Source organism: Exiguobacterium sp. s7 (assembly GCF_018618195.1).
Taxonomy (GTDB): domain Bacteria; phylum Bacillota; class Bacilli; order Exiguobacteriales; family Exiguobacteriaceae; genus Exiguobacterium; species Exiguobacterium mexicanum_A.
In genome coordinates this window covers 44555-71239 of the sequence record NZ_JACSLO010000006.1, presented here as the reverse complement: position 1 = coordinate 71239, position 26685 = coordinate 44555, and the positions used below count along the sequence as shown (strand labels likewise).

Annotated in this window: 30 protein-coding genes and 2 pseudogenes; 26 read left to right on the top strand and 6 right to left on the bottom strand. The window is 50.3% G+C overall.

The annotated features are described in order from the left end of the window. Positions 1-6 precede the first annotated feature (6 nt). From gatB to rlmD, 3 genes are all read left to right on the top strand, one after another. Positions 7-1437, top strand: a complete 1431-nt coding sequence (gene gatB, locus KNP79_RS09255) for an Asp-tRNA(Asn)/Glu-tRNA(Gln) amidotransferase subunit GatB (protein WP_021066489.1) — start codon at positions 7-9, stop codon at positions 1435-1437. Positions 1438-1498: 61 nt separating this feature from the next. After that, the gene (locus KNP79_RS09250) at positions 1499-2500 is read left to right on the top strand and encodes a diacylglycerol kinase (RefSeq protein ID WP_214753993.1); all 1002 of its coding nucleotides are present in this window, start codon (positions 1499-1501) and stop codon (positions 2498-2500) included. Positions 2501-2596: 96 nt separating this feature from the next. After that, positions 2597-3955: a 23S rRNA (uracil(1939)-C(5))-methyltransferase RlmD gene (gene rlmD, locus KNP79_RS09245; RefSeq protein WP_215192110.1), complete on the top strand. Its 1359-nt coding sequence runs from the start codon at positions 2597-2599 to the stop codon at positions 3953-3955. A 340-nt stretch (positions 3956-4295) separates the two neighbouring features. On the opposite strand, the gene KNP79_RS09240 is transcribed toward rlmD, so the two are convergent. Both KNP79_RS09240 and KNP79_RS15870 read right to left on the bottom strand, forming a co-directional pair. Beyond that, the gene (locus tag KNP79_RS09240; protein WP_215192108.1) at positions 4296-4718 is read right to left on the bottom strand and encodes a transposase; all 423 of its coding nucleotides are present in this window, start codon (positions 4716-4718) and stop codon (positions 4296-4298) included. Positions 4719-5150: 432 nt separating this feature from the next. Continuing rightward, on the bottom strand, positions 5151-5795 hold the full coding sequence (locus tag KNP79_RS15870) for a transposase family protein (protein WP_214753987.1): 645 nt from the start codon (positions 5793-5795) through the stop codon (positions 5151-5153). A 137-nt stretch (positions 5796-5932) separates the two neighbouring features. On the opposite strand from KNP79_RS15870, the gene KNP79_RS09230 reads away from it, so the two are divergent. From KNP79_RS09230 to KNP79_RS09220, 3 genes are all read left to right on the top strand, one after another. Beyond that, positions 5933-6583, top strand: a complete 651-nt coding sequence (locus tag KNP79_RS09230; protein ID WP_214753985.1) for a hypothetical protein — start codon at positions 5933-5935, stop codon at positions 6581-6583. A gap of 520 nt (positions 6584-7103) precedes the next feature. Next, complete coding sequence (locus tag KNP79_RS09225; protein ID WP_214753983.1) at positions 7104-7541, top strand: hypothetical protein; 438 nt, start codon at positions 7104-7106, stop codon at positions 7539-7541. Next, a complete protein-coding gene (locus tag KNP79_RS09220) occupies positions 7538-8260 on the top strand; it encodes a hypothetical protein (RefSeq protein WP_214753981.1) in 723 nt (240 codons plus the stop codon). The genes KNP79_RS09225 and KNP79_RS09220 overlap by 4 nt, the downstream gene beginning before the upstream one ends. A gap of 225 nt (positions 8261-8485) precedes the next feature. Here KNP79_RS09220 and KNP79_RS09215 read toward each other — a convergent pair. After that, positions 8486-8575: pseudogene (locus tag KNP79_RS09215) on the bottom strand (IS3 family transposase); the annotation flags it as partial. Between KNP79_RS09215 and KNP79_RS09210 the strand changes: the two are divergent. Further along, entirely contained in the window at positions 8560-8997 is a 438-nt protein-coding gene (locus tag KNP79_RS09210; RefSeq protein WP_214753979.1) for a hypothetical protein, read from the top strand. The pseudogene KNP79_RS09215 and the gene KNP79_RS09210 sit on opposite strands and share 16 nt — an antisense overlap. Here KNP79_RS09210 and KNP79_RS09205 read toward each other — a convergent pair. Continuing rightward, positions 8989-9516, bottom strand: a complete 528-nt coding sequence (locus KNP79_RS09205; RefSeq protein WP_214753977.1) for an AAA family ATPase — start codon at positions 9514-9516, stop codon at positions 8989-8991. The genes KNP79_RS09210 and KNP79_RS09205 overlap by 9 nt on opposite strands. Before the next feature lie 117 nt (positions 9517-9633). Here KNP79_RS09205 and KNP79_RS09200 point away from each other — a divergent pair, with 117 nt between their 5' ends. From KNP79_RS09200 to KNP79_RS09110, 19 genes are all read left to right on the top strand, one after another. Next, positions 9634-10662, top strand: coding sequence for a tRNA dihydrouridine synthase (locus tag KNP79_RS09200; protein ID WP_215192106.1), 1029 nt, complete (start codon positions 9634-9636; stop codon positions 10660-10662). A 117-nt stretch (positions 10663-10779) separates the two neighbouring features. Then, entirely contained in the window at positions 10780-10950 is a 171-nt protein-coding gene (locus KNP79_RS09195) for a hypothetical protein (RefSeq protein ID WP_214753973.1), read from the top strand. Between the two features lie 33 nt (positions 10951-10983). Then, positions 10984-11475, top strand: a complete 492-nt coding sequence (locus KNP79_RS09190) for a hypothetical protein (RefSeq protein WP_215192103.1) — start codon at positions 10984-10986, stop codon at positions 11473-11475. A gap of 118 nt (positions 11476-11593) precedes the next feature. Beyond that, positions 11594-12274 carry a response regulator transcription factor gene (locus tag KNP79_RS09185; protein WP_215192101.1) on the top strand — a complete coding sequence of 227 codons (681 nt, stop codon included), beginning with the start codon at positions 11594-11596 and terminating at the stop codon, positions 12272-12274. A 1-nt stretch (position 12275) separates the two neighbouring features. Beyond that, positions 12276-13280, top strand: a complete 1005-nt coding sequence (locus tag KNP79_RS09180) for a sensor histidine kinase (RefSeq protein ID WP_215192099.1) — start codon at positions 12276-12278, stop codon at positions 13278-13280. A gap of 85 nt (positions 13281-13365) precedes the next feature. Then, entirely contained in the window at positions 13366-14049 is a 684-nt protein-coding gene (locus KNP79_RS09175; RefSeq protein WP_215192097.1) for an ABC transporter ATP-binding protein, read from the top strand. Beyond that, positions 14046-16616: an ABC transporter permease gene (locus tag KNP79_RS09170; protein WP_215192096.1), complete on the top strand. Its 2571-nt coding sequence runs from the start codon at positions 14046-14048 to the stop codon at positions 16614-16616. Before KNP79_RS09175 ends, KNP79_RS09170 begins: the two co-directional genes overlap by 4 nt. A 99-nt stretch (positions 16617-16715) precedes the next feature. After that, on the top strand, positions 16716-17225 hold the full coding sequence (locus KNP79_RS09165) for a HEAT repeat domain-containing protein (protein WP_215192094.1): 510 nt from the start codon (positions 16716-16718) through the stop codon (positions 17223-17225). Positions 17226-17282: 57 nt separating this feature from the next. Further along, a complete protein-coding gene (locus tag KNP79_RS09160) occupies positions 17283-17828 on the top strand; it encodes an RNA polymerase sigma factor (RefSeq protein WP_215192092.1) in 546 nt (181 codons plus the stop codon). Then, positions 17825-18568 (top strand): hypothetical protein, encoded by a 744-nt coding sequence (locus KNP79_RS09155; protein ID WP_215192090.1) that lies wholly within the window; start codon positions 17825-17827, stop codon positions 18566-18568. Before KNP79_RS09160 ends, KNP79_RS09155 begins: the two co-directional genes overlap by 4 nt. Before the next feature lie 31 nt (positions 18569-18599). Then, positions 18600-18773 (top strand): hypothetical protein, encoded by a 174-nt coding sequence (locus tag KNP79_RS09150; RefSeq protein ID WP_215192088.1) that lies wholly within the window; start codon positions 18600-18602, stop codon positions 18771-18773. A gap of 150 nt (positions 18774-18923) precedes the next feature. After that, positions 18924-19574, top strand: coding sequence for an SIMPL domain-containing protein (locus KNP79_RS09145; RefSeq protein WP_215192087.1), 651 nt, complete (start codon positions 18924-18926; stop codon positions 19572-19574). 41 nt (positions 19575-19615) lie between these two features. Next, positions 19616-19999, top strand: coding sequence for a hypothetical protein (locus KNP79_RS09140; protein WP_251132932.1), 384 nt, complete (start codon positions 19616-19618; stop codon positions 19997-19999). A gap of 83 nt (positions 20000-20082) precedes the next feature. Continuing rightward, the gene (locus KNP79_RS09135) at positions 20083-20553 is read left to right on the top strand and encodes a flavodoxin family protein (protein WP_251132931.1); all 471 of its coding nucleotides are present in this window, start codon (positions 20083-20085) and stop codon (positions 20551-20553) included. A gap of 110 nt (positions 20554-20663) precedes the next feature. After that, the gene (locus KNP79_RS09130; protein WP_214753945.1) at positions 20664-21065 is read left to right on the top strand and encodes a hypothetical protein; all 402 of its coding nucleotides are present in this window, start codon (positions 20664-20666) and stop codon (positions 21063-21065) included. Positions 21066-21153: 88 nt separating this feature from the next. After that, positions 21154-22266, top strand: a complete 1113-nt coding sequence (locus KNP79_RS09125; protein WP_215192081.1) for a M14 family metallopeptidase — start codon at positions 21154-21156, stop codon at positions 22264-22266. A gap of 86 nt (positions 22267-22352) precedes the next feature. Further along, positions 22353-23153: an alpha/beta fold hydrolase gene (locus KNP79_RS09120; RefSeq protein WP_131472910.1), complete on the top strand. Its 801-nt coding sequence runs from the start codon at positions 22353-22355 to the stop codon at positions 23151-23153. A 405-nt stretch (positions 23154-23558) separates the two neighbouring features. Further along, positions 23559-23987 carry a CBS domain-containing protein gene (locus KNP79_RS09115; protein WP_021066516.1) on the top strand — a complete coding sequence of 143 codons (429 nt, stop codon included), beginning with the start codon at positions 23559-23561 and terminating at the stop codon, positions 23985-23987. Positions 23988-24056: 69 nt separating this feature from the next. Continuing rightward, positions 24057-24452, top strand: coding sequence for a DUF2251 domain-containing protein (locus KNP79_RS09110; RefSeq protein WP_215189840.1), 396 nt, complete (start codon positions 24057-24059; stop codon positions 24450-24452). Positions 24453-24598: 146 nt separating this feature from the next. On the opposite strand, the pseudogene KNP79_RS09105 reads toward KNP79_RS09110, so the two are convergent. Both KNP79_RS09105 and KNP79_RS09100 read right to left on the bottom strand, forming a co-directional pair. After that, positions 24599-25466: pseudogene (locus tag KNP79_RS09105) on the bottom strand (LLM class flavin-dependent oxidoreductase). Positions 25467-25476: 10 nt separating this feature from the next. Beyond that, positions 25477-26679, bottom strand: coding sequence for an MFS transporter (locus tag KNP79_RS09100; protein WP_215192079.1), 1203 nt, complete (start codon positions 26677-26679; stop codon positions 25477-25479). Positions 26680-26685 lie beyond the last annotated feature (6 nt).

Genomic DNA, 26685 nt, shown 5'->3' with positions numbered 1-26685 from the left:
CGTACGATGAACTTTGAAACGATCATCGGGATCGAGGTGCACGCCGAGCTGAGCACGAAGTCGAAGATTTGGTGTGGCTGCTCGCGCACATACGGTGCCGAAACGAATACACAGACGTGTCCGATTTGTCTCGGACACCCGGGCGTCTTGCCTAAATTGAACGAAGAGGCGGTCAATCTCGCCATTAAGGCCGCGATGGCACTCAACTGCGAAATCGCGACCGATACGAAATTCGACCGCAAGAACTACTTCTATCCAGATACGCCGAAAGCGTATCAAATCTCGCAGTTCGACCAGCCGATCGGCTTCAACGGTCACGTCGATGTCGAAGTCGACGGTGAGATGAAGCGGTTCCGCATCGAACGCGTCCATCTCGAGGAAGATGCCGGGAAGATGAACCACACGGGCGAGAAACATTCGGTCGTCGACTTCAACCGGACCGGGTCACCCCTCATCGAAATCGTCAGTGAGGCTGACATGCGTTCACCGAAAGATGCTGTTGCCTACCTCGAGCGCTTGAAAGAAGTGCTCTCGTTCGCGGGCGTCTCGGACGTCAAGATGGAAGAAGGGTCGCTTCGTTGCGACTGTAACATCTCGGTCCGTCCGTTCGGTCAAGAGCCGTTCGGCACGAAGACGGAGCTCAAGAACTTGAACTCGTTCTCGAACGTCTTGAAGGCGCTCGAGTATGAGGAAGACCGTCACCGCAAACTGCTCATCACAGGCGGCGTCATGCGTCAAGAGACGCTCCGTTTTGACGAAGCGGCGAAGAAGACGATCCTCATGCGTGTCAAAGAAGGGGCGGCCGATTACCGTTACTTCCCAGAGCCGGACCTCGTCCGTCTCGAGATCGATGAGGAATGGAAAGAACGCATCCGCGCCACGCTTCCGGAACTTCCGGTCGCACGTCGCGAACGTTATATGAACAACTACGGCTTGTCGGCTTATGACGCCAAGGCGCTCACGTCGACGCGGGAGTTCTCGGACTTCTTCGAAGCGACGACTGCGGCCGGTGCCGAACCGAAAGCGGCCGCGAACTGGCTCATGGGCGAAGTGCTCGGTCACTTGAACAAATCGGACGATACAATCGAGACGATGAAATTGACGCCGAGCTCGCTTGCGGAGTTGATTCGTTTGATTGGAGAAGGTACAATTTCTTCGAAGATCGCCAAACGCGTGTTCACAGCCATGATCGAAGAAGGCGCCGAGCCGAAGGCGTACGTCGAAGCGAACGGTCTCGCCCAAATCTCGGACGAGAACTTGCTCCGCGGCTACATCCTCGACTTGTTCGAAGCGCATCCGCAGATGATTGAAGACTTTAAGAACGGGAAAGACCGTGCTAAAGGCTTTATCATCGGGCAGATCATGAAGCAGACGAAAGGGATGGCGAACCCGGCACTCCTCGATGGCTTGTTCCACGAAGAGATCGCCAAACGCTAAACAAGCGGCGAGGCACTTGTGTCTCGCTTTTCGCTCGACTTGAGCATGGGGAGAGAACATTATGCAACGAAAACGCGCACGGGTCATCTATAACCCGACATCTGGAAAAGAAGTGATCAAACGGGAACTCCCGTACATTTTGAACCGCCTCGAGGATGCGGGTTATGAGACGTCGACGTACGCGACGAAAGCGATTGGCGACGCGACGCTCGAGGCCGTTCGGGCGGCGGAGGCCGAGTTCGACTTGATTATCGCGGCCGGTGGGGACGGGACGCTGAACGAGGTCATCTCGGGACTCGCCCCGCTCGACACGCGTCCAACGATCGGACTCATTCCGGTCGGTACGACGAACGACTTCGCTCGGGCGATGCGAATCCCGCTCAACGTCGTCGGTGCCCTCGACGTCATCTGTGACGGGTTCGAGATGCCGGTCGACCTCGGTGAGATTGAAGGGGAGAAAGGCGACATCCATTACTTCATCAATATCGCCGGCGGAGGCATCATGACGGAGCTGTCGTATGAAGTGCCGTCGAAACTGAAGACGGCGCTCGGCCAGCTCGCCTATTACGTCAAAGGGATGGAAAAGCTTCCACTCATCAAGCCGACGTACATCGAGCTCGAACACGACGAGGGCACGTTCAGCGGCGAGGTCATGATCTTCCTCACGTCGAATTCGAACTCGGTCGGTGGCTTTGAGAAAATCTCACCGCACGCGTCATTGAACGACGGACTGTTTGACTTGTTCATCTTGCGCAAGTGTAACTTGTTCGAGTTCATCCACGTCGTCCGTTTATTGCTCCGCGGCGAACACTTGTCGAGTCCGCTCGTCGAGCACGTCAAGACGGGACGCGTTAAGATGAAGACGACGACGGAACCGATGAGTCTCAACATCGACGGCGAATACGGCGGCGAATGCACAGGCGAGATGCGGAACTTGTTCCGTCACTTGACGGTGCTCGCGCCGAACGCGCGCATCCGTGAGATGGAAGACTTGAACGCCCAGTATGAACGCGAACAGATGATTAAACAGCTGTTCAACGTGTCAAACGAGAAAGCAGAATGAGTCGGCTCGGCGTGGCGCACACGCCGAGCTTTTCGTTCGCTTGGAACGGGTATGAACCAATACACACTATTTTTTGAATCGGGAAAGGAGAGACTCATGTTACCAGTCCAAAAAAATGACCGTCTCGACGTCCACATCCACGACCTCACACACGAAGGCGCGGGTGTGGCACGGGTCGACGGTTACACGTTGTTCGTCCCGAACGCACTTCCGGGAGAGACCGTGGAGATCGTCGTGACGAAGACGAATAAACAGTACGGATTCGCCCGCTTGATCGATGTGAAACAAGCGAGTGCGGACCGCGTCGAGCCACCGTGCCCGATTTTCTATCAGTGCGGAGGCTGTCAGCTCCAACATTTCAGCTACGACGGCCAGCTCCGCCAAAAACGGGACCGTGTCGTCGATGCGTTGAAGCGACTCGGTCAATTCGACGTGCCCGTCCACGAGACGATCGGCATGCCGGAACCATGGCGTTACCGCAACAAGGCGCAAGTGCCGTTCAAAGACGAGGCCGGTCGCCTCGTCGCCGGTTTCTATCGTCCACGTTCACACGATATCGTCGAGATGAAGGAATGTCTCATCCAAGACGAGCGCAACGATGAGGCCGTCCAAGTCGTCCGTGACGTGCTCGCGGCGCACGGTGTGCCTGCGTACGATGAGAAGACAGGGCGCGGCGTCATCCGCCACGTCATGGCCCGTTACGGGTATCATTCGGGTGAATTGATGATCGTCCTCATCACGAAGACGACGAAAATCAAAGGCGTCAACGAGATTGTCGCCGACATCTTGAAGCGTCTCCCGGACGTGACGTCGATTATGCAAAACGTCAACCCGGACAAGACGAACGTCATCTTAGGGTCGACGAACAAATTGTTATATGGCCATGAGACGATCGAAGATAAGATCGGTGGATTGACGTTCACGATTTCCCCGCACTCGTTCTTCCAGGTCAACCCGGTCCAGACGGAGAAACTGTACGGCAAGGCGCTCGAATACGCGCAACTCACGGGGACGGAACAAGTCGTCGACGCCTATTGCGGCATCGGGACGATCAGTCTGTTCCTCGCCCGGAAAGCGGCGCACGTGTACGGCGTCGAAGTCGTACCGGAAGCGATTGAGGACGCGAAACAGAACGCGCTCGTCAACGAGATTGACAACGTGACGTACGCGTGTGGCGCAGCAGAAGATGTGTTGCCACAGTGGAAAAAAGATGGCGTCAATCCAGACGTCATCGTCGTTGACCCGCCGCGTAAAGGCTGTGCCGAGTCGTTCCTCGAGACGATGGTCGAGATGGCACCGAAGCGGATCGTCTACGTGTCGTGTAACGTCGCGACGCAAGCGCGCGATATGCGTTACCTCGCCGACCGTGGCTATCGACTTGTCGAAGTCACACCGGTCGACATGTTCCCGCATACGGCGCATGTGGAGACGGTGGCGTGGATGGAGAAAGAGTAGAAAAAGTATATATTGAAGCGTGTTGTATGTTCCCCCAAACAGGTAGTTTGGGGGAATTTATTTTTGTGCAAATTTGTACGAGGAACAAGAAACGCAAAGATTTTCACCTTGCGTTTTACTTATCCTTAATTCACCATTATTTATAGATGATAATCCATAATGTTACAAAATGAATCTGATTTCAATGGTTGAAAAGGGGTGAATATAAGTGGTTGACGTTTTTAAAGTTGCAGAAGTATGTAATCAACGCTGTTAAAATGGTTCTTCCTCACTTTTGGTGAAACGCCTCATCCCTGTGGTTATGTAGACATCGATTTATATTTCAGTAGAACAACGAGCCTCAAGTGACATTCAATATTTTGATGCGCAACAGCTCCAATCCCGCCCGACCATACATCTGGCGTTTGATCGTCTTCAGTCGGTTGACCTGTCCCTCGACCATGCCGTTCGACCAGGGCAGCGTCATCCCGAGCCGGATAGCGTCGATGTCCCCTCGTATATAGGTTGCGAAAGAGGCTAGTGGGGCTTCGTTCGCCCTTTGCGCCTGTTCACACCACCATAAGATATCTTGTTCAGACGTCGCTTCGCTGAAAAGATTTTTGAACGAACGGACGAGCTCGTTCAATACCTTCAAGAAAGGATGGATGTCCAGTATCTTTATGAGAAGTGGTTTGTTAGAAGGCTCGTCCTCCCAGAGGACTTTCTGGATGATTCGTCGATTGATGTTAATCTCGTGTGGGACTGCTTTTTTCAATCTTGCCACATAAGGTCGAAACGTACTGATTCCACGGAGATATCCTTTCCGTTTCAACGTCCGGTACATCCATTCGGTCGTCCTACCTTGACGGATCCATCTGACGATGTCTCCCTTGTAGATGTCTGCGCTGTGTCGTCGATGTGACCGACTGATTCTTGGTGGCTCTGTCATCTGTAGGTATCTACGGCACGTCTTTGGGTCGATATGGTGACGTCTAATCAACTCGGAAATCGGAACACCCTGTCTCGCATCCTGTTGTACTGCGAGAATAAGCGTCCATTTTCTTCTTTCAGCGTCTGTCAGTTCACGTTCGGCGTTAAGGCCATCCGATTCGAGAAGGATTTTTTCGCTATATGGAAGACGTCGCTTCAAGATGTCTTCAATTTTCTTTCCTAAGTTATGAAACAAGTGCCATCGGTCACTCACCTGTTGAATCGTCTAATCGGCCAAACGGATGGCCTCCCGAAACTCCATGGACCCGTCACGTGCCACCACCTGGATGGTGGGATGCGAACGAATCCAAGCACAGACGGTTTTGACATCCCGAGAAGGAAGTAAGGCGATCGGGCGTCGTGTCTCTAGATCACAGATGATTGTCCCGTACTTTTTTCGTTTTCTCCAGGCCCAATCATCAATGCCGACCACGCGAGGGTCAGGCGTTTTCCGATGATGTTGTGAGCGTTTCAACAGTCGGAGTAGCGTACTATCGCTGATATTGTTCAAGATACGTTCCAGCCCGATCGCACTCATTCCACTTAAGAGCCTCAGTAGCCCACGTTCTAAACGGACTGTTCTGCGGGAGTGTGGTCGACACAGGGAAGGAAATCTCTCCGTAAAGATGCTTGAGGGACAGCTTGGTTCGTCGCAAAAGAAACGTCTTGCCTGAATCCGTAGCTGCACATCAAATCCGAACACACGCTCATCGTACAATGTCCTGATGTATCGGCTATGGACACGATGTGAGCTTTTAGTGCAATGGGGACAGGGTGCGCACGACTTTTTTCCATGACAAATGAACTGATATGTTTCATCACGACGGTTCACCTCGACCACTTCTAGTTCTGGAAGAAACTCGTTTAACATGATTGATCCCTTCAATCCTTTTAGTGAACTAATTCCCGAAGACGGGCTTCATCAAAAGTGAGCAAGAACCAATTTTAAACCGCTGTTGACAGAAGTACTCGTTGAGAATGTAAGAGAACGATGTCACTTCGATCAGGATGGCCGTATTAGAGTTTATTGATATATCCGTAGATTGTCTGGCTCTCATAAATCAAACCTACTTCAACCGAGTGTGGTGGGCGAACGACGAAAAACTTCAATCCTTTGAAATTAGACCTGAAAAACTATTGGAATCGATTTGGACAATAATATCAACTTCTGAGAATTTGCATGAAATTGAAGAAACTGCGCTGAGGCTAAAGGAAGAGATGAGGGAATTATTGTTGGCCGAACAAAAACGACTCGGGGAAAGAGAACCGTTTCAAGAGGTATTCAAGGGTTATTATCCTGGAGTTTTTGCATATACAAATAAAGTACGTTCAGCATGCAACAAGAAAAATGAAATCGCTATGTTCGCAGCTGCGACAAAAATACAGAATGAAGTGTCTTTGATGCTTTCCACTTCTTTTGATGAAACGTACCATTCAAGCCTTCGCATCTATAAAGAGGACAGAAAAATTTATGATGATTTGGAACTACCGGATGTAGTTGCTCATTTGCATTGTGGTGATTTTGCTATCGTTTCTGAGAAAATACAGACGTTTGACGAGCGAGCCATGGAACTGATGAAAGGAAATGCAGTCGCGATCAATAAGTTCGAAGAATTAGAAGACTTAAGAGTATATATATACGAAGCATCCAATGAATGATCGACGCATTCTTGTGAAATTAGTGAAGGTCCAGCTTCAATTTCAGAATTACAAATAGAGTTTTGGGCCAGCTTTGTGAGTTATTGTGAAGAGATGGGAATAAATAAAGATATTGGTTCGAGAAAATCAGAAAAAATTGGTATAACATAAGTATTGGTAAGAACGGATATCGCGCATTTTTAAACATCGTTGGAAAATCGTCATTGCGAATTTGATGGTATATATAGTGGTGAAGTATTCAAGATGTTAGAGGAACATAAAGAAGTTATTTAAGATATATGCGTTCTTAATTTAGAGTGATATTCAAGTAAGAAAAACAGTACACATAAGAGAGTTCTATATTCCACTGACAGTGATTTATATGACAAGTCAAAATATAAGGATAATTTTGATTCGGTTATAAAAAATTCGATTATAAAAAAATGGGTATTTTAATTTTCTATTGTTAAAATAAGATGATTTTATAACAGGGACATAACTATTTCAAGGTGATTAAAATAAAAGTTAGGGAGCGATTATTGTGAAAATATTTAATGTGAAATCTGTAGATGAACTTAAAACATTTGGAAATATAATTGATGTAAGAAAGCAAGTGAATAATATTTTGGGTGATAATATTAAGGTGAAAACAAGAAGTTGGGAAGATTTGTTTAGTAGTATTCAAAGTTTGAAGAATCTGTTTAATTCTATTTCAGGTAACGAGCTGAAAGACAGCTTTTATGATGATTTATATTTTAAAGGTAATGCTGAAAAATATATCTATATACTTCTTGAGATGGATGGAAAACAGAGATTAAAAAAACTTGGGGTTAATAGAATTCATTATAGCAAGAAGCAGGTTTCTGATAAATGGAGAAATGAGATTTTAAAAGTAATACATCCTGATGTTTGTATGCATCCTCAAGCGGGAAAAGCGACGGCTGAGTTAAATGAAATGTATAAGGAGATGATTAAATGAGCGGCAACTATTTAAACCCTATACATTCATTTGCTAAAGATATTGAGTATATTTCGCCAAATGACGAGTATATAGAAAATAAAAGAGTTGTAAAAGAAATTAAAGACGCGTGGGATAATTCCTGTGTAGTTGATAAAGGGGGTAATTTATGGATTGTAGACACACATCTACATTCGATATTACGGACAACAAAAGATAATGCTAAGTATTATGTTCAACAAATAGAAAAATCGAATAAGTTTAAAGATGGTGGGGTTACTTATATTAGAGGATTCGCAATAATTCCTTTTATAGATTCAAGATTACAAAATGCTGGTGGGACAGGTAAGGAAAAGAATTTAAGATATTCTTATCATATGTATTCAGCAATAAGAGATTCAGACACTGCAAAATTGTTGAGAGCAGAGTACTATGAAAGTATAAAAAATTGTGTAAAAAAACTTAAAAAGGCGCGTATTAAGAAATTTAACATAAAATACGATGAATTAACAAATAAACCATTAATTGAAAAAACAAGCGAGTTTTCTCATATTAGAAGCTGTAGCGTATATCCCAACTTGATGGATAATATTTTTAATGGACATGTAGTCAACAAAAGTACACATGATATTATAACGGAAAATTCAATAAATGATGAGGAAGAGCTTTATGCTTTATGTGAAGAACTAGGTTGGGATACAGGATGGTACGAGGAATATATTCAGTATTTGGAAAACTGATAGTTTGATTAATCTAATAAATAGACTATATTTAATCAAGAACTGGGGGAGGCAGTCAATTAAACCTTTTGTGAACTTTGATTTGATAATTTGTATAAAACTAATGTGACTTCGCATGTAGAGACTTGCGTGATGAAGAAAGTAGAATAAGATCAATTTATCATGCCTTCGATTGATTCTGAACTGCTCCCCGTCAAGTAGACAGGGCAAATAATGAAAACTAGCCTAGGCGGCTTGAGCCCTATATTCGACAGGGCTCAAGCCGTTTAGTCGTTTCTGAAAACAATCATGGTTGTAGAATGATATATACGATTCGAAACCGAAGCGTCCCGATTTCCTTACATGACGCTGTCATCACGGAAGCGACCGTGATGGGTTCGACGATACGTCTCGTATTTGCAGATGGAATCCGTGATTTGTTCAAGAATGAAGCGGTTTGGAGAGTACGTGCCATCGTCACGATTTCGAACGTAGATCGAGATTCTTCTTCACTTACACGATTTGATGAATCGACTTATACTGTGGGTCCGATTGAACAGTTGAGCCACTTTGTAAAACGTGGACGTTTCGAGATTGTCGATGAGTTGTATGGTTATCGCCAGCTGTTATTCCGCTGCATGTGGTTGACCGATACGACATGTGAGACGGTGGAGTTGAATCTCTCCCATGCAAGCGACCTCGTCATCCAATGGGAAGACGAACCCGTGGAAGAAATATATGAATCTGAATCACTTTGAAGAAAGCCTAAGTCCTACATGCTGAGCGACTGCTCTCGCGACGTCTTGTTTTGATTGATAATCCGTTATAATTTTTTCTGCATGGATTTCAGATTCGAATGCGAATTGGCAGCGGTCGATTTGAGATTTCCCCCAGGAGTTGAACCATTCGAATCGTTTATTCAAGCGTTTTACAAGAGTCTGTCGATTTGCTTCGAGGATTAGATGTCGTACATCGATGCCGTCCCGTTGCAGACGACCTATAATCTCATCTAAATACGTTGCGTTCACCAGTGTCATCGGAACAAGGATGACCCCATCAAAGGATGTGGCAATCTTCAACAACATCTGATAGTTGAACTCACGCCATTCCGGATGATGCTGAAAATCAGGCTGTTGGAGGCTCTTCGGTAATTGGTCCCGAATGAAAAAGCCGGCCTGTTCGGAGTCATACAGAAACGCGTTTGGCAACTGTTTTTCGAGTATCTTGGCACATGTTGTTTTACCCGAACCGAATGCACCGTTAATCCATATTATCATTCCTACTCCTCATTTCATTGTCATTGTTCCTTTATTATATCGAACGGTGTGGTGAAACAGTTGATACAATCCGACAGACATAATAGAATAGATGAGTGATTTTGTTGGACTGTATGGATGAAAGGAACTGATTTTACGATGAAAGAAAACTTCTGGCGCGACCTTCCGCGTCCATTCTTTATACTTGCCCCGATGGAAGACGTGACCGATGTCGTCTTCCGCCACGTCGTCGCCCATGCCGGCCGACCAGACGTGTTCTTCACCGAGTTCGCCAACTCGGACAGCTATTGCCATCCAGAAGGGAAAGGCAGCTTGCGTGGACGCTTGACGTTCACGGAGGACGAACAGCCGATGGTCGCCCACATTTGGGGTGACAACCCGGACTACTTCCGCGAGATGAGCATCGGCATGGCGGAGATGGGCTATAAAGGCCTCGACATCAACATGGGTTGCCCAGTCCCGAACGTGGCTAAACGCGGAAAAGGGAGCGGACTCATCCTCCGTCCTGACGTCGCAGCGGAACTCATCCAAGCGGCGAAAGCCGGCGGAATCCCCGTCAGCGTTAAGACACGTCTCGGATTCGCGAAGCTCGATGAGTGGCGCGACTGGTTGACGCATCTCTTGAAGCAAGACATCGCCAACTTGTCGATTCACTTGCGCACACGCAACGAGATGAGTAAAGTCGATGCGCACTGGGAGATGATTCCGGATATCGTCAAACTGCGTGACGAGATCGCACCGGATACGCTCATCACGATCAACGGCGATATCCTCGACCGTCAAATGGGGTTAGAACTCGTCGAGAAATATGGCGTCGACGGCGTCATGATCGGCCGCGGGATTTTCAAGAACCCGTTCGCGTTCGAGAAAGAGCCGCGTGAGCACTCGATGGAAGAGTACCTCGACTTGCTTCGTCTCCAACTCGATTTGCAAGATAAGTTCCAAGAAGAAGTGCCGCGTTCGATTTCAAACTTGCACCGCTTCTTCAAGATTTACGTGAAAGGATTCCGTGGGGCGAGCGACCTCCGTGTGAAACTGATGGACACGAAATCGACAGACGAAGTGCGGGCGCACCTTGATGCGTTCGTCGAGAACTATCATAAAGAAGAAGCTGCGCTTGCCGAGGCAGCATCGACAGTCGAATAATGTTTTACCGGGATTCAGTGTATACTGGGTCCCTTTTTTATATGAAAAATAGTAGATGGGCGATGAAACGTTTGGGCGGGCTGCTTCGTATGAAGTGGGTGGAAGGGGAGGGTAAACATGAACGAATGGCGTGAATCAGCGGTCGGTCTTGGTCTTGCGTTTGGAACGGCGGGCGGACTACTCATCTCTGTCTTACTCGATTTTCCGTCCATGTATGGTATTGTCATCGGTTCAATCATTGGATATTGGATTGGACTCCTCATTTCCATTCGTGCGATGAAGCGATAACGAGCAGGATATCAAAGATCAGGAGGTTTTTACATGAGTGAATTCCAATTTATAACGAGCGATTACCCACTGAAAGAAGTCGAAAATCCGTATATCAAGTTCTTATCCATCAATGAAGCAATCAAAAAAGGTGTCATCTTGCCTGAGATGCTCACAGACGACGAAGACCTTGACCGTGATGAAAAGATTTTGATGAACGTCGAGTTAGAAGAGCAGCTTGATGAAATCGAAATTAAGCGAGACCTATATTATGACGTGGCGAACGTCGAGGCGTACTCGGAAAAACCACACGTCGTGGAGTTGCGTTGGCGTTATTCCGATGTGAGAGCCGAACAGCTCGTCGAGTATATAACCGACCACTTGAAGACGGCGAAGGAAGTTGAGATTTGGAAAGTGTGGGTCGATGAACAGACGGAACCGAACGTTCAATCCATCACGCTCGATGCGTTAACGATTGATGCGCTAAGTTTTTTAGGTACAGATGGGTTCGAACGACCGGAGTGCCTTCGTGTGACAATATCCTAATCCGAGCGCAAACGACGTCTGGCCATTCCGAACGAGATGTCTCGTTCGGTTTTTTGTTTTGTCTCCTCACTTGAAAAAGACTGCTATATTATGAAGAGAAGAGTCAGGAGGGAATCAGATGCACATTTTAATCGTTGAAGACGACCGGACAATCGCCTCCGGTCTCCAATATTCGCTCGAACAAGAACAATTCACGACGACGTTGTGCCAGAACGCGACCGACGCGACACGTTTGATTGAACAACAGTTACATACGATCGACCTGTGTCTATTCGATTTGTCGTTGCCGGACGGGAGCGGCTATGACTTGTGTCGGCTCGTGAAGCAACAACAGGATACGCCCGTCATTTTTTTGACGGCGTTCGATGATGAAGTGAACGTCGTCATGGGACTCGATATGGGGGCGGACGACTACATCACGAAACCGTTCCGGGTCCGTGAACTCATCTCACGGATTCACTCGGTGTTGCGCCGCTACAATAAACAAGCCAGCTCGCCCATTTTGACAATCGGATCAATTGAAATCAATACGCAAGACGCGAAAGTCAAAAAGGATGGAATCGAGATTTTATTAACGGCACTTGAATATCGCCTCTTACTCATCTTCGGGAAACATACGGGCCAAGTGTTGTCACGGGCCCAGCTGCTCGACCAGATTTGGGACATGGGCGGGGACTTTGTGAATGACAATACGTTGACCGTCTACATCAAACGATTACGCGAGAAACTCGAAGACGACCCGCAGCGGCCGACGTTGATTAAGACGGTTCGCGGGATTGGCTATAAGGTGGAACGCTGACATGTTGCGCAATCGAGAAATCCGTATCTATTTAATCAGTCTGTTGCTGCTGATTGGGATGGCTTCTATCGTCGCAGCTTTGCTCCTATCGATGGAGGCCGTCATTCTCGTCCTCCTTTTATCGGTCGCGTTCTTGATTGTGACATATCGGTTCACGGCGTGGCGCTATCGGGAGATCGATCAGCTGTCGAGCTACCTGCAAGAAATCAGCAACGGCAACTATAAACTCGACGTCCGCGACAACCGTGAAGGCGAGCTCAGTCTATTGAAGAGCCAAATCTATAAAGTGACGAAGATGCTGTCGGAACAAGGGACGCATCTCGAAGAGGACAAGCAGAAGTTGACGGATGCCATCTCCGACATTTCCCATCAGCTGAAGACCCCGCTCACATCGATGACCGTCATGGCGGATTTAATCAGTGACCCGCGGCTGTCGGATGACAAGCGTCAAGAGTTCACGCATAACGTGCAGGTGCAGCTCGAGCGGATGGAGTGGCTCGTCTCGTCACTGCTCAAGCTGTCTAAAATCGATGCCGGGACGATTCAGTTCAAACGGGAACCGGTGTCCGTCCCCGCACTCGTTCAAGCCGTGACGAAACCGATGCTCGTGCCGATTGATATTAAAATGCAACGGCTCCAGATTACGGGTGAGCGTGACGTCGTGTTCGAAGGCGATATGAAGTGGACGACCGAGGCGCTCATCAACATCTTGAAGAATTGCATCGAGCATACACCGGAACAAGGGGAGCTGTTCATCGAATTTAGCGAGAACACCCTGTATACGGAAATCGTCATTCGCGACACGGGGAGCGGCATCGCCAAACAAGACGTCCCGTACATTTTCCAACGTTTTTATAAAGGCATGAATGCGGGGGACGACAGCGTCGGTATCGGCCTCGCCATGGCCCATAGCATCATCACGAGCCAACAAGGTGAACTGACCGTACGCAGTGAACGCGGAGCTGGAACTGCGTTTCAAATTCGATTCTACAAAGCCATCGTCTAAGTGACGAAACAGTCACTTTCGAGTCACGGACGTGTCACACTCGCTCGGTACACTCAAAGTAGATCAAGTACTGGAGGGTGCAACTATGAATATATTAGAAGTACAACACTTATCGAAAGTATACGGGAAAGACGAGATGGAAGTGCGGGCGCTCGATGACGTGTCGTTCACCGTGAAAAAAGGTGAGTTCGTCTGTATCGTCGGACCGTCGGGCTCGGGGAAGTCGACGTTGTTACATTTGCTCGGCGGCGTCGATGTCCCGACGAGTGGACACGTGTTGATCGACAACACGGATATTTATAAATTGGACGAGACGCAGCTCGCCATCTTCCGCCGCCGTCAAATCGGTTTGATTTATCAGTTTTACAACTTGATCCCGATTTTGACGGTCGAGGAGAACATTACGTTGCCGATGTTGTTGGACGAGCAAAAAGTTGACGCCGCCCATTTGGAGCGCATCATCGGAATCCTCGGGCTATCGAACCGGTTGACGCATCTGCCGAACCAACTGTCTGGCGGGCAGCAACAACGCGTCTCCATCGGTCGGGCGCTCATCAGCAACCCGGCCATCATCTTGGCCGATGAGCCGACGGGGAACTTGGACAGTCAAAATAGTGAAGAAATCATGAGCCTCCTGAAACTGTTCAACAAAAAGTTCAATCAGACGCTGATCATCATCACGCATGACGAACGAATCGCCTTGCAGGCCGACCGGATCATCTCGATCGAGGATGGGAAGATTGCGAAGAACGAGGTCGTCCGCTCATGAACATCATCAATAAAATGACGCTTCGCCACTTGCGTGAAAACAAGCGGCGCTCGCTCGTCACCATCATCGGGGTCATCATCTCGGTGGCGATGATCACGGCCGTGACGACACTGGGTTCATCGTTCCTGGACTTGATGATCCGTCAAGACATCGCGGACAATGGGGAATGGCACGTCCAATACATCAACACGAATGAGGAGCAGGTCGAGGCGATTCGAAATGATGCATCGACGAAGGACGTCATCCTATCAAGTGACGGCTATGCGGAATTAAAGGAATCGCAGAATGCGTATAAACCGTACTTATACGTCCGGAACTATAACACGTCGGGGCTGAAAAACTTTCCCATCGACTTGACGGACGGGCGTTTGCCGAACAAAGAAGGCGAAGTCGTCATTTCCGAGGCCATCCGTCAAAATGCGCAAGTCACGTACAACATCGGTGATCAATTGACGCTTGATGTCGGTGAGCGCGTGGACGAGTCGTCCGGTCGGGTGTTGACCCAAAACGATGGATTGATCCGCGAAGGGGAGACAATGCTTGAACAGTTGAAGGTCGAAGATACGGTAACGTTGACCGTCGTCGGCACAATGACGCGCCCGGCCTGGGAGCCGACTTGGTCGCCAGGGTATACGGTCGTCGGATACATTGACGACAAAGCGTTGAACGGTGCGACCGTCGATACGTTCGTTGCCTTGAACGATGTCGATAACTCGATTTACTCGGATACGGAACGAGTGATGAACGAACAGAAAATTGAAGGGGTCGCCTATAACTCCTCTTTGCTTCGCTATTACGGGGTGACGGACGACGGCGGATTGCGTAAGACGTTGTATGGTTTCGTCGGGATCATCATGACGGTCATCGTCATCGGTTCGATTTCGCTCATCTATAACGCGTTCGCCATCAGCGTATCCGAGCGTTCCCGTTATCTCGGGATGCTCGCGAGTGTCGGGGCGACGAAACGTCAAAAGCGGAATTCGGTCTTTTTTGAAGGATTGATTATCGGAGGGATTAGCATCCCGATCGGCATCATCGCCGGGGTGACCGGGATCGGGGTCACGTTCCTATTCATCAACGCGTTCGCGGAAAAGGCGCTCAACGTGACGGAGAAGTTTGAGGTCGTCGTCACACCAATCACGCTCCTGTTGACGATTTTGATTTCGAGCGTGACGATTTTCATCTCGTGTTATCTTCCGGCGCGCCGTGCTTCAAAAATTTCTGCGATTGACGCGATTCGTCAAACCCAAGATGTTCGACTGACGTCGAAGAACGTAAAGACGTCAAAGCTCGTGCGCCGCATCTTCGGTTTGGAAGCGGAGATTGGGCTGAAAAACACAAAACGCAACCGGAAACGGTATTTGGCGACGGTGTTCTCGCTCGTCATCAGTATCGTGCTCTTTTTAGTCGTCAGTTACTTCACGGATCGACTCGAACAGTCACTCGAGATGTCACAAGGCACGTATGAGTTCGATATTCTCGTGAACGGGTCGAATCTCAGTAAAGATGACTTACAGCGCTATGAGACGTTAGACCATGTGACGAGCGGGACGTACTTCGAGAACACGACCGTCCAGACGATGGTCGACGAAGCACGGTTACCGAGCGCGGTCATCGAGAACGAGAACTTGGCGTCCACGTTTGTCGATGGAAAATTCATGTATTACGTCTCCCTCTATCAATTAGATGATCAAAGTTTCGATGCGTACTTGAAGCAAATCGGGGCAGCCGCCAGCAATTTTGAAGACGGGGAGATGCCGGGTGCCGTCTTGATTGATGAAATTTCGTATCAAGACGTCGACAAGAAGAAATTTGTGAACTCGAAGACGATTGAGACCGAAATCGGCGATACGCTTGAACTCCGGGACGAGAACGCAACGGACGAGACGGCACCGCTCAAAACAATCAAAATCGGCGCCATGACCGACGTCCCCCCGACCGGTGTGATGACGAGCTCACTTGGATGGCTTGATGTGATCGTTCGGGAAGGGACGTTTGAAGAGGATGCGATTGGTCAATTGATGAAACAATCAAGTCCATCAATCGCCTTGAACACGAGTAATCCTGAGGCGACGCAACAAGTGATTGAGGCGGAACAAAATATGGACCAATACATTTTCAACGTGTCGGAGCAGCGTGAACAACAAGAGCAAGTCTTGTTGCTGTTATCGATTTTCGTATATGGGTTCATCGTCTTGATTTCACTCATCTCGGTGGCGAACATCTTCAACACAATCTCGACGAGCGTCTCGCTCCGACGCCGCGAATTCGCGATGCTACGGTCGGTCGGGATGACACCGAAAGGGTTCAACAAGATGGTGTACTATGAGAGCATCTTCTACGGCATGAAAGCATTGGCGTATGGGGTGCCGGTCAGTGTTCTGATCATGTACCTGATTTACCGGGCGCAAATCAACACGTTCGAAGCACCGTTCACGTTGCCGTGGGGCGATATCTTGTTCGTCACGGTCGTAATCTTCCTGATCGTCGGTTCTTCGATGGTGTACGCGATTTCGAAAGTGAAGTCGGATAATATCATCGACCGGTTGAAGCAAGAGAACAATTGATGATTGGCGCACAGTCACTCAAAAAATAGATGTATCGGGATTCAGTGTCTAACTGAGTCCCTTTTTTTGTAAAATGAGAGAGAAGAAAGAGGTGGGAGAATGGACATCCGAGAAGTATTGAGTAGCGGGGATTTGCGCTCGGTCGGCCACGTCGATGAGGTCGTCGCCTACGTCGGGAACGACCCGGACCGATTCAGCGAATTGATGACCGGCCTAACCGATGACCGTCCCGTCGTTCGGATGCGGAGCGCAGACGCGATGGAGAAAGTGACACGCCGTCATCCAAAGTTGCTTCAAGCGCATCAGGCGTCCTTATTCCAACAGTTACATCGTGCCACTCAACAAGAAGTGAGGTGGCATTTGGCGCAACTCATGCCACGGCTGATGTGGACGGAAGACGAGGCGGCCGACATCGTTCATGTGCTCAACGATTGGATTGATATGGAGACGAGCAACATCGTCATCGTCAACGCTCTGCAGACGATTTTCGACTTGAGCGCCATGCATCCACGATTCCGGGACGAACTGAAAGTCTTGCTCGAGACACAGCTCGAGACAGGGAGTCCGGCCGTGAAGAGCCGCTCCAAAAAACTTTTACAGAAGTTGTGACCGATGGACTTCATTTCCGGTCTATAAAGATGTAAGTACATCGAGAGGGGGATTCGATTGGACGATCAAGCGATTATCGATTTGTATTGGCAACGTTCCGAACGGGCGATTGAGGCGACGGCCCAAAAGTACGGCGGCTATTGTCATACGATTTCCTATAATATTTTGAATAGCCGAGAGGACGCGGACGAGTGCGTCAATGATACGTACATGAAGGCGTGGCAAGCGATTCCGCCGACACGTCCAGCACGACTCGCCGCCTATTTGGCGAAGCTTGTGCGTAACGTCTCGCTCCATAAGTATGAGAAGGCGAACGCCAAGAAGCGTGGAGCGGGACAAGTCCCGCTCATCGTCAGTGAGCTCGAGCACTGTCTCGCCTCCTCCGTCGCGACCGATTCAGAAGTCATCGAGTTGTTGAACGACTTTTTGGCCCAGTTGCCGCAAGAGACCCGGCAGATCTTTATGGGGCGTTACTTTCACTTTCAGTCGATCAAAGACATCGCGAAGATGCGCCAGGTGAGCGAGAGCAAGGTCAAGATGGTGCTGCTTCGGACCCGTAATGACTTGAAACAAATGCTCGAAGCGGAAGGGGTGGCGCTATGAACGGAGATCGGCTCACACGTTTGATGGGGGACGTCGATGACCGTTTTGTCGAGGAATCGATGAAAGTCGAGGTAAAGAAACGGAGACATTGGCGTTGGATGGGTGGTCTTGTGGCAGCAGTCGCTATCACACTCTTCGCCTTGACATGGGACGGTTTTAAAGAATTGATTCCCCTGTCGGACAACTCGAGCAATATGTCGGTCGCTTATATCGATGAAGGGGAGATTGATGTCGGGATGTCGTCGGCAAACCTTGCCGAGATGAGTGAAGACGAGCTGTTCTCGAAATGGAATCCCACCGTGGTGAGAGGCGTCGTGAAGCAGATTGACCACATCGAGCTCGACTTCAACGGACAAGAGGAATATCAGTCGATCGTGACGATTGGCGTGACAGACGTCTATCGAGGTGAGGTTGAGCCTGGGAGTGAGATGAAAGTACTTACCGTTGCCGGTGTCGGTTCTGAAGTGCTTCAGTCGGATGCGGACGTCATCTCTGAACTTCGCCTCGGTATGGAAGGGATTTTTATGCCGAGACGGCATGATGCTTCCCACATCTGGTCACAAAACGGGGCCACGCTTCAAGTGATGGATGTGAGTGATTACGGATTTCCGGACGGTGAGCGGTACATGTTCTTGAACACGAACGAAGGCCTCGTCTTCAGTCGAGATGCCTATCCGTCGCTACGTGGCGCTGAAACACTTGATGACATAGAGGCGTTCATGATGGAACGGTTCCGTTAACGGGAAGGGATATAGGAGAGGGGGGACTACGATGACAGAGCAGAATTGGCGAGCGTCGGGTGTAGGACTCGGACTGGTGTTTGGAGCTGGGATTGGCATCATCAGTTCGCTCCTATTTGGATTTGAATTGGTTTACGGAATCGCGGCAGGTGCTGCATTCGGCTATCTCATCGGGCTCGTCGTGTCATTGACAGGAAAGACATGATTGAAGGGAAGGCTAACTCAAAGTGATCACAAAGAAAATAATACAGTGGGTGAAGAAGCAAGGAAGCTTTGAGATGAAGGAAAACTTGCTCGAAATTAGGTTTCGGGTAGGTGAGTTCGGCATTTCTTAAAATCAGAAGGAGGACATCATATGGATCGTACAATCACTGTCAAAGGAACAGGAAAAGTATCGGCCAAACCTGACTTGATTGTCGTGAGAATGGATTTGTCGTCAAGAGCCGTCCGCTATGAGGAGACGATGAACGGGGCGGCAATCGCCGTCACAAGTCTGCAAAAAGCGATTGAACAGGCCGGCTTTGCGAAGACGGATTTAAAGACGACCGACTTCTCGATCGACACCGACTATGAGAGCTATCGGGACAAACAAGGCAATTATAAATCGCGGTTCCGAGGCTATGTCTGTCAGCAGAAGACGAAGCTCGAGTTTCCGCTCGATACGAAACAACTGTCAGCGGTCATCGAACATGTCAGCAACTCGCTAGCCGAGCCGAAGCTGTCCATCTCGTTCACAATCAAGGACGCGGACTCGATTCAAGACGAACTGCTCGCGAGCGCGGCGGCGAACGCGCGTCATCGGGCCGAACTGTTGGCGAAAGGGGCCGGGGCGACGCTCGGTGACTTGCTTCAAATCGATTACACGTGGGGTGAGCTTCATCTTTATTCGCCGACGCGTCTCACGCTCCATGACGAGGTGCTCTTCTCGGAGGCTGCGATGCCGGAACTTGAGCCGGACGAGATCGACTTGAGCGACTCGGCGACGTTCGTGTGGGCGATTCGATGAGGCGCGTCATCGGATTGGTGCTGCTGTTCCTATCGGTTTCAATGTCAGCTCAAGCCTTATCTTGGGCGTATGCGTTCGTCGTGTTGGACGGACGGGTGTATGAAGTGATGGACGTCGCAGTATTGGAGGCTGACTTGGGTGACGTCGTCGGCGAGGTGAAGACGATGGCTGACGATATGGATGGCAGCTATTACGGGGATGCCTCGAACATGTATCCGGTTGGGACAACGTATCGGAAAGTGAACGGGGAAGCGATGGAGGACGTGCTCGCGGTCGAGGATGGGTCTGGGTGGAAGCGGGCCGAGTATCGGCATGACGCCCCGTTCAGCATGCGTGACCATCTGGATAAGGTTGCGTATGCGGTGTTTGGGATTGGTGCTGTCCTTTTTGTGTCTACACGATTGAAGAAAAGACATAAAAATTAACTGAATCCATGATGAGGCCTCGTTCATTAAGGGAAGAGTCATATATAGATACGTAGAGCTTTCGCACAATGGAGGGAGATTGTATGAAAATCCTCATCATCTTTGACTCGATGTACGGGTGTACCGAAAAAGTCGCATATGCCATCAAGGACGGATTCAGCGACTTACACCGCGTCGACATCATGCAGATCAGCCACGTCGGATACGGCGACCTCGCCAACCTTGATTTGTTCATCGTTGGTTCGCCGACTCACGGAGGGCGCGAGACCGAGGACGTGAAGACGTTTCTCGATGGCTTGTCGGACCATGCGCTGCGTGGTACGCGAGCTGCAGCCTTCGATACGAGTATGGCCGAAGAAGATCAAGGCTTTTTCGTCGGGAAAATCGTCAAATGGTTCGGTCACGCCTCGACCCGCATGGAGCAGTTACTGCTCGAAAAAGGAGCGGAACCGGTCCTGAAAGAATCGTTCATCGTCCTTGATAAAGAAGGACCACTTAAAGAAGGAGAGCTCGAGCGGGCGACCGAATGGGCCCGTCACTTGATGGACAAATAATCTGGCGTGTTCCTTATGGGACGCGTCTTTTTTGACGCAGAATTGTCCGAAGCGTTCGCAAAACGGGTAAATATAAGGGTAGCTCTATTGTGTGGAACGGAGGGAAAATGATGAAAAAATGGGAACGTGACGTCCTCATGGGTTGGATTGTCGTCTTATTGGTGCTCGTTGCGCATTATGTGATCACGGTATCACTCGGCAACACGTATTTTGCCGAGTCCACGATGAACCGAATGCTTTGGCTCAGTAGCTTCCCGGCCTTTTTGATCGCCTTTCTTGCGGCCCTCTTCCAAAAAACGAACACGCTCACGCTCGCTGTTCGTCGTAGTGTCATTTGGACGGCCGAACTCGTCGTCGGCTTCTCGCTCGTCGCCTGGTTTTTTCGGGCGTTCGAGATGTTGTTTGTGAGCCCGGGCGCGTATTGGGTGTTCGGCGCCGTTCTGCTCGCTCCGCTCGTCTACTTGTTCGAGTTCCGGCGTCAAAACCGTGGGACGAAAGCCGGGGCCCACTAAATTTAGAAAACGTCTCCGTCAGGGAGGCGTTTTTAGTCTGGTCTGGAATGGGAATGGGGTACAGAAGACAAGAATGGAGGGAATCACCATGAGTCATTATTTTTCATCATCATACGAAGAGTCGCGTGAGAAGTTTCTCGCCTTACTCGACAACGTTAAAACCTATTATCCGACGGCCCGCGTGATGTCCCACTCGATCGGCGAGGACACGATCGACTTGATCATCGGTGAGCCGGCGGGGTCACGCGAGGCGGTGCTCCTCATGACAATCGGCGAGCACGGCATCGAAGGGTATGCCGGTGCCGCTGTGACGCATCAGTTCATCGAGACGCAACTCGAAAACCTTCGGCACGAGTCGACAGGGATCTGTCTCATCCATGCGGTCAATCCGTGGGGGATGAAGCATTTCCGCCGCGTCAATGAACATAACGTTGACTTGAACCGGAACTACGTCATCGACCGGGAATCACTCCCGCGTAACGTCAATAAAGAGTATGAAGTCATGCGGCACTTGTTCGTCCCGGACGGCGTCATCGATGACTACCATGAATCGCGCGAACATATCTACTCGTTCCTCGGTTCTGGTATCAAGCTCGACGGCTTCGAGGCGATGACCGAGGCGAAAGGGATGGGACAATATCAGTTCCCGAAAGGCGTCTATTATGGCGGCGAGTCGGATGAGCCGTCCGCCATCTTTTTGAAGGAGATTCAACATGACCTGCTCGATCGCTATGACCGCGTCGTCCATATGGATTGGCATACGGCGCTCGGTCCGACGAACGAAGTGACGATGGTCATCAGTGAGCGCGACGGGCGTGACGTCGACGAGTTGAAGCGGACTTACGGGTTGAAGAACATCCAGACGTATGACCCGACCGATGTCCTCGGGGACTCGACGAACCACTTCTACTATGTGCGCGACACGCATCACCCGGACAAACGGCTCGTCTCGGCGTTGTTCGAGTTCGGGACATTCGGGACGTCGACGAAAGCGACGATTCGCGAGTTCTTGACAATCATCCTCGAGAACCGGCTCTACTTTGAAGGGACGAAAGATCCCGAAGCACGGAATGGGATTCGAAAAGAGTTCATGGCGATGTTTTATCCGGAAGACGAGTCGTGGCGGACGTCCGTATTACGCGAAGGAGCGGCGGCGATTGAGCATGTCTTGAAAGGCGAATCGCTCTGGCGCGACAGTTGATAGGTTTCCACTTCGGTCAAACGGGAAAAGTTGGGTTGTGGGCAAACAAGCATGCCGCTCAACAATCCAACTGGGGGTTTTGACCAATGGGGAATTATATTACCGCACATGACGGAACGAGTATTTACGTGGAAGACGTCGGGACAGGCGATGCCGTCGTCTTCTTGCACGGCTGGCCGGCGAACAACAACATGTTCGAGTATCAAAAGAATGCATTGCTCGAAGCAGGCTATCGCTACGTCGGGATCGACTATCGTGGCTACGGCAAGTCGGATGCACCGGCGACAGGTTATGACTATGCGACGATGGCGTCGGACGTGCACATGGTCGTTGATGGGCTTGGCATCAAAGATTTCACGCTCGTCGGCTTCTCGATGGGCGGGGCCATCGCCATCCGCTATGCCGTCGATTTCCCGGATGACGGGTTGAAGAAACTAGTCCTCTCAGGCGCAGCGGCACCAGTGTTCACGCAACGTCCGGACTATCCGTACGGGATGACGCAAGCCGAGGTCGACGCGTTGATCGAGGATACACTAAAAGACCGTCCGAAGATGCTCGAAGGGTTCGGCGAGATTTTCTTCGAGAAAGAACATTCGAAACCGATGCAAAACTGGTTCCATCATCTGTCGCTCGTCGCGTCGAGCCACGGGACGATCGCTTCGGCGAAAGCGCTCCGTGATGAGGATTTGCGCGAGGACTTACCGAAAGTCAACGTCGAGACGCTCATCATCCATGGCGTACATGACAAGATTTGTCCGTTCGAGTTCGCGCTCGAGATGGAAAAAGGCATCCCGAACGCCCGCATCGAGCGGTTCGAGGAGAGCGGTCACGGTACCGTCCTCGACGAGATGGACAAGTTCAACAAGACGTTGCTCGGATTTATTTGACTGTGTGCCAAGCCTAGGAAGATTCCTAGGCTTTTTTTGATGGTCATCTGTAGCATGTTTGTTACGGATTTTGAGGCTAGAACGACTTGTACACGGGTATAGCTAAAATGAAGCACTTTGTTCGAGTTGAGATTGAACAAGTTTGCTGTATGTCGAGGTTTTGACATAGAGTCGTTGGTGTTCGTACCACGGTCAAGGATGGCTATGGAAAAGCCGCTCGGGACCGTGCCTGTTTTTGTGTTCTCACACAATTCGAATAGCTCGTCTGGAAACGCTTCACAAGAAAAAAGAAATAAGCCTCCTTTTGCTAGAACGGATGACATTTAGATGGTCAATTTGTGCTGACTAGACCTTAATACATGGTACAATGGAGAGGTGGATTTTTAGATTGAGGAGAGATTGTACATGAATATCGCTTTCTTTTTATATCCGAAAGAAGACGTCAAATATTTAGACCCGGAATCGACGGTGCGTCAAGCGCTCGAGAAGATGAAACATCATCGCTTCACCTCGGTGCCGCTCGTATCCGAGAACGGTTTTTACGCCGGGACGATGACGGAAGGGGATTTGCTCTGGGCACTCGCTGAACAGCTTCGCGGGGAAGAAGACTACGAAAAAGTGCTCCGGACACGCCTGAAAGACATCAAGCAACGCGTACGGTATAAACCGGTCGCCATCACGGCTCAAATCGAGGAGCTCGTCGATGCGATCACGGATCAAAACTTCGTGCCGGTCGTCGATGACGGGAAGTATTTCATCGGTATCATCCGGCGCCGCGACATCATCGAATATTACTCGACGAAGTTGCAACAGCTCGAGAATAAAGTGAACTAAACTTAAAAGCCAAGTCGCCATGACTTGGCTTTCCTATCGTTCACGTAAAAATGGAAAGGGGAACTGAACATGAATGAAGAAGAAACGTTTGTGATTGAGTCGGTCTCGCCAAATGAACGCTACGTCTGTGTATTTGAGGATGATGGGGATACGGGGTACGTTTATTTTTGTCCACTGAATTCTTCAGGGGAGATGGAAGGTGTCGCGGACGCGCTTTGGATTTACGACCAAATCGCACCGCCGATTGAAGCGTGTGAAGAAGTCGGATTTGCCTGGGACGACGATTCATCTAAAGTCGCATTCATCGTGGATGGAGAATGCTGGGGGATGTTGGACCTGAACACGAAGCGAAAACTCACCGCACCGCGTGAGCATAACGCCATCGTCTCGCTCCCGATTGAACTATGGGAAGAAGGCATTCCGATGTCGACGGGAGAGCCTTTACAAATGAGTGTAGCGAACTGACAAGTAGAAAAATAGTGACATAAATGCGAGTGAGCACGGAGGATGGTAGATGAAACTAGCATCTACATATGCGTAAAAGAATCATTCCCTGTCACGTAAAAGGACGACTTCCACGAGGGGTAGTCGTCCTTTTGAATACCTGAATTCTACGAAAGCGGTGGGAAATGGGGGAGCACATATTCCCCGAGCTCCTCGATGACCTCGTCGGCCGGACGTTGCCCGTCGAACAAGGCGAAGAACAGATGATTGACGCCGATGGACCGATACGCTTCGAGCAGTTTGATCAATTGATTGCGACCGACACGGAAGCCGAGCCGGATCGGAGTCGGAAGCTCGTCCGCGTCATGCGCCAAATCGAGATGCATCGGCATCGAGAACGGGCGGAACTCTTTTCCATGCGTCTGACCTGACTCGCGCCAATCGCTCAGCACTTGCTGTTGGGCAAATGGGGCCTGCGGATAATACATCCACCCGTCCCCGTGTTGCCCGAGCCAGTCCATGTCCTGCTGCGCGAACCCGGTGATCATCGTCGGGATGCGTTTTTTCGGACGGGGCACGAGCGTCGCCTCATGGACCTCGCCGTACGACGAATCGATGGTCGGATAGTTGTGGTAGAGCGCCTGTTCCATGACACGGAGCGATTCTTTGAACTGCTCGCCCCGTGTCGCATGGTCGACCCCGAGTCCTTTGAAGTCGGCCCGACGGTCGCCGGAGCGGCAAGACGAGGGCGGACGTGCCGAGGGCGATGCGCTTCGTCTGACCGAGCAAGTGTGTCCCATAGATGAGCATGTCATAAATCTGTCCGACGGCCGGGTCCAAGAAGTTCGGGTCTTTCAGCAAGACATCTCGGAGCCAGAGCGCCGTGAAGCCATAGTCGTCTGCTCGTTGGGCGAGCTCGACTTGACGTTCGAGCGTCGGGGTGCGCATCTTGAAATTTTCTAACGGGATGTGGAGGCCGAGCGTGAGCTCGCCCTCCCGATACATCCGATTGTAGCTGACATGATTGTTGAACATGGTGTCCTCCTTAGTTCGCTTCCAAACGACGTGAGACGGCGGTCAAGATGACAGCGATGATGACCATGATGCCACCAACCCAAGGCGTATGCACGAGACCGATCGAGTCCGCGACAATCCCACCGATGGTCGCACCGAGCGCGATACCGATATTGAAGGCGGCGATGTTGAGCGCCGACGCGACATCGACCGCGGCCGGTACATACTTCTCTGCCAACTGTACGATATATAGTTGAAGGCCAGGTACGTTCATAAAGGCGAGCAGTCCCATCAAGACGATGGCGATGAGTCCCGCGACTTTGAACGGGATCATGAACGACATGACGATCATGACAGCGGCGTGGACGATGAACATATAGAACAACGCCTTGGCCGGATCTTCATTGGCGAATTTTCCGCCTGCCCAGTTGCCGATGGCGACGGCGATCCCGTAGACGAGTAGGACGATACTAATCAAGCTCGGACTGATGTTCGTCACGTCCTGCATGATTGGCGTCAAGTACGTGAAGGCGACGAACGTTCCGCCGTAACCGAGTGCGGTGATCAAGAAGCCGAGCATGATTCGGCCGTTCGTGAGCAATTTCTTCATATCGGAGAACTTCGCTGGTGGTGACTGTTTCAAATCTTTCGGAATCAAGAAGAAGCTGGCGATGATCGATACGATCCCGAGTGCGGCGACGGCGAAGAACGTGGCGCGCCATCCGAACGCTTGCCCGATGAACGTGCCGAGCGGGACGCCGGTCACGGTCGCGACCGTCAAGCCGGTGAACATGAGTGCGATGGCACTCGCTTTTTTATGCGGTGGCACGATCTGTACGGCGATCGTCGCCCCGATGGAGAAGAAGACACCGTGTGCGAACGCGGTGATAAATCGGGCAGCAATCAGCAGTTCAAAACTGGTCGATAAGGCGGAGACCAAATTTCCGCCGATAAAGACGACCATGAGTGCCATGAGTAACGTCTTGCGATTCATCCGGTTCGTGAGTGCCGTCAAGATCGGCGCACCGACGGCGACGCCGATGGCATAACCGGAGATGATAAGACCGGCGAGCGTGATGCCGATATTCAAGTCGCTGGCGATGGATGCGAGCAGGCCGACCGGGACGAACTCGGTCGTCCCGATGCCGAAGGCGCTGATGGCGAGGGCGAGCAAGGCCAGCCCTCCGTTTTTCGGTGCCTGTTCGTCGACGGGCTGGGTGTACGGTTGATTCATGTGTAG

Bases quoted from the DNA above. Each gene is read 5' to 3' on its own strand.
- KNP79_RS15870 (WP_214753987.1), bottom strand. From the start codon at position 5,795: ATGTTAAACGAGTTTCTTCCAGAACTAGAAGTGGTCGAGGTGAACCGT.
- KNP79_RS09100 (WP_215192079.1), bottom strand. From the start codon at position 26,679: ATGAATCAACCGTACACCCAGCCCGTCGACGAACAGGCACCGAAAAAC.
- rlmD (WP_215192110.1), top strand. From the start codon at position 2,597: ATGTTACCAGTCCAAAAAAATGACCGTCTCGACGTCCACATCCACGAC.
- KNP79_RS09125 (WP_215192081.1), top strand. From the start codon at position 21,154: ATGAGTCATTATTTTTCATCATCATACGAAGAGTCGCGTGAGAAGTTT.
- KNP79_RS09230 (WP_214753985.1), top strand. From the start codon at position 5,933: ATGGCCGTATTAGAGTTTATTGATATATCCGTAGATTGTCTGGCTCTC.
- KNP79_RS09140 (WP_251132932.1), top strand. From the start codon at position 19,616: ATGTCAGCTCAAGCCTTATCTTGGGCGTATGCGTTCGTCGTGTTGGAC.
- KNP79_RS09150 (WP_215192088.1), top strand. From the start codon at position 18,600: ATGACAGAGCAGAATTGGCGAGCGTCGGGTGTAGGACTCGGACTGGTG.
- KNP79_RS09120 (WP_131472910.1), top strand. From the start codon at position 22,353: ATGGGGAATTATATTACCGCACATGACGGAACGAGTATTTACGTGGAA.
- KNP79_RS09210 (WP_214753979.1), top strand. From the start codon at position 8,560: ATGATATATACGATTCGAAACCGAAGCGTCCCGATTTCCTTACATGAC.
- KNP79_RS09180 (WP_215192099.1), top strand. From the start codon at position 12,276: ATGTTGCGCAATCGAGAAATCCGTATCTATTTAATCAGTCTGTTGCTG.
- KNP79_RS09145 (WP_215192087.1), top strand. From the start codon at position 18,924: ATGGATCGTACAATCACTGTCAAAGGAACAGGAAAAGTATCGGCCAAA.
- KNP79_RS09155 (WP_215192090.1), top strand. From the start codon at position 17,825: ATGAACGGAGATCGGCTCACACGTTTGATGGGGGACGTCGATGACCGT.
- KNP79_RS09220 (WP_214753981.1), top strand. From the start codon at position 7,538: ATGAGCGGCAACTATTTAAACCCTATACATTCATTTGCTAAAGATATT.
- KNP79_RS09190 (WP_215192103.1), top strand. From the start codon at position 10,984: ATGAGTGAATTCCAATTTATAACGAGCGATTACCCACTGAAAGAAGTC.
- KNP79_RS09135 (WP_251132931.1), top strand. From the start codon at position 20,083: ATGAAAATCCTCATCATCTTTGACTCGATGTACGGGTGTACCGAAAAA.
- KNP79_RS09175 (WP_215192097.1), top strand. From the start codon at position 13,366: ATGAATATATTAGAAGTACAACACTTATCGAAAGTATACGGGAAAGAC.
- KNP79_RS09130 (WP_214753945.1), top strand. From the start codon at position 20,664: ATGAAAAAATGGGAACGTGACGTCCTCATGGGTTGGATTGTCGTCTTA.
- KNP79_RS09165 (WP_215192094.1), top strand. From the start codon at position 16,716: ATGGACATCCGAGAAGTATTGAGTAGCGGGGATTTGCGCTCGGTCGGC.
- KNP79_RS09110 (WP_215189840.1), top strand. From the start codon at position 24,057: ATGAATGAAGAAGAAACGTTTGTGATTGAGTCGGTCTCGCCAAATGAA.
- gatB (WP_021066489.1), top strand. From the start codon at position 7: ATGAACTTTGAAACGATCATCGGGATCGAGGTGCACGCCGAGCTGAGC.
- KNP79_RS09250 (WP_214753993.1), top strand. From the start codon at position 1,499: ATGCAACGAAAACGCGCACGGGTCATCTATAACCCGACATCTGGAAAA.
- KNP79_RS09195 (WP_214753973.1), top strand. From the start codon at position 10,780: ATGAACGAATGGCGTGAATCAGCGGTCGGTCTTGGTCTTGCGTTTGGA.
- KNP79_RS09115 (WP_021066516.1), top strand. From the start codon at position 23,559: ATGAATATCGCTTTCTTTTTATATCCGAAAGAAGACGTCAAATATTTA.
- KNP79_RS09205 (WP_214753977.1), bottom strand. From the start codon at position 9,516: ATGATAATATGGATTAACGGTGCATTCGGTTCGGGTAAAACAACATGT.
- KNP79_RS09170 (WP_215192096.1), top strand. From the start codon at position 14,046: ATGAACATCATCAATAAAATGACGCTTCGCCACTTGCGTGAAAACAAG.
- KNP79_RS09200 (WP_215192106.1), top strand. From the start codon at position 9,634: ATGAAAGGAACTGATTTTACGATGAAAGAAAACTTCTGGCGCGACCTT.
- KNP79_RS09185 (WP_215192101.1), top strand. From the start codon at position 11,594: ATGCACATTTTAATCGTTGAAGACGACCGGACAATCGCCTCCGGTCTC.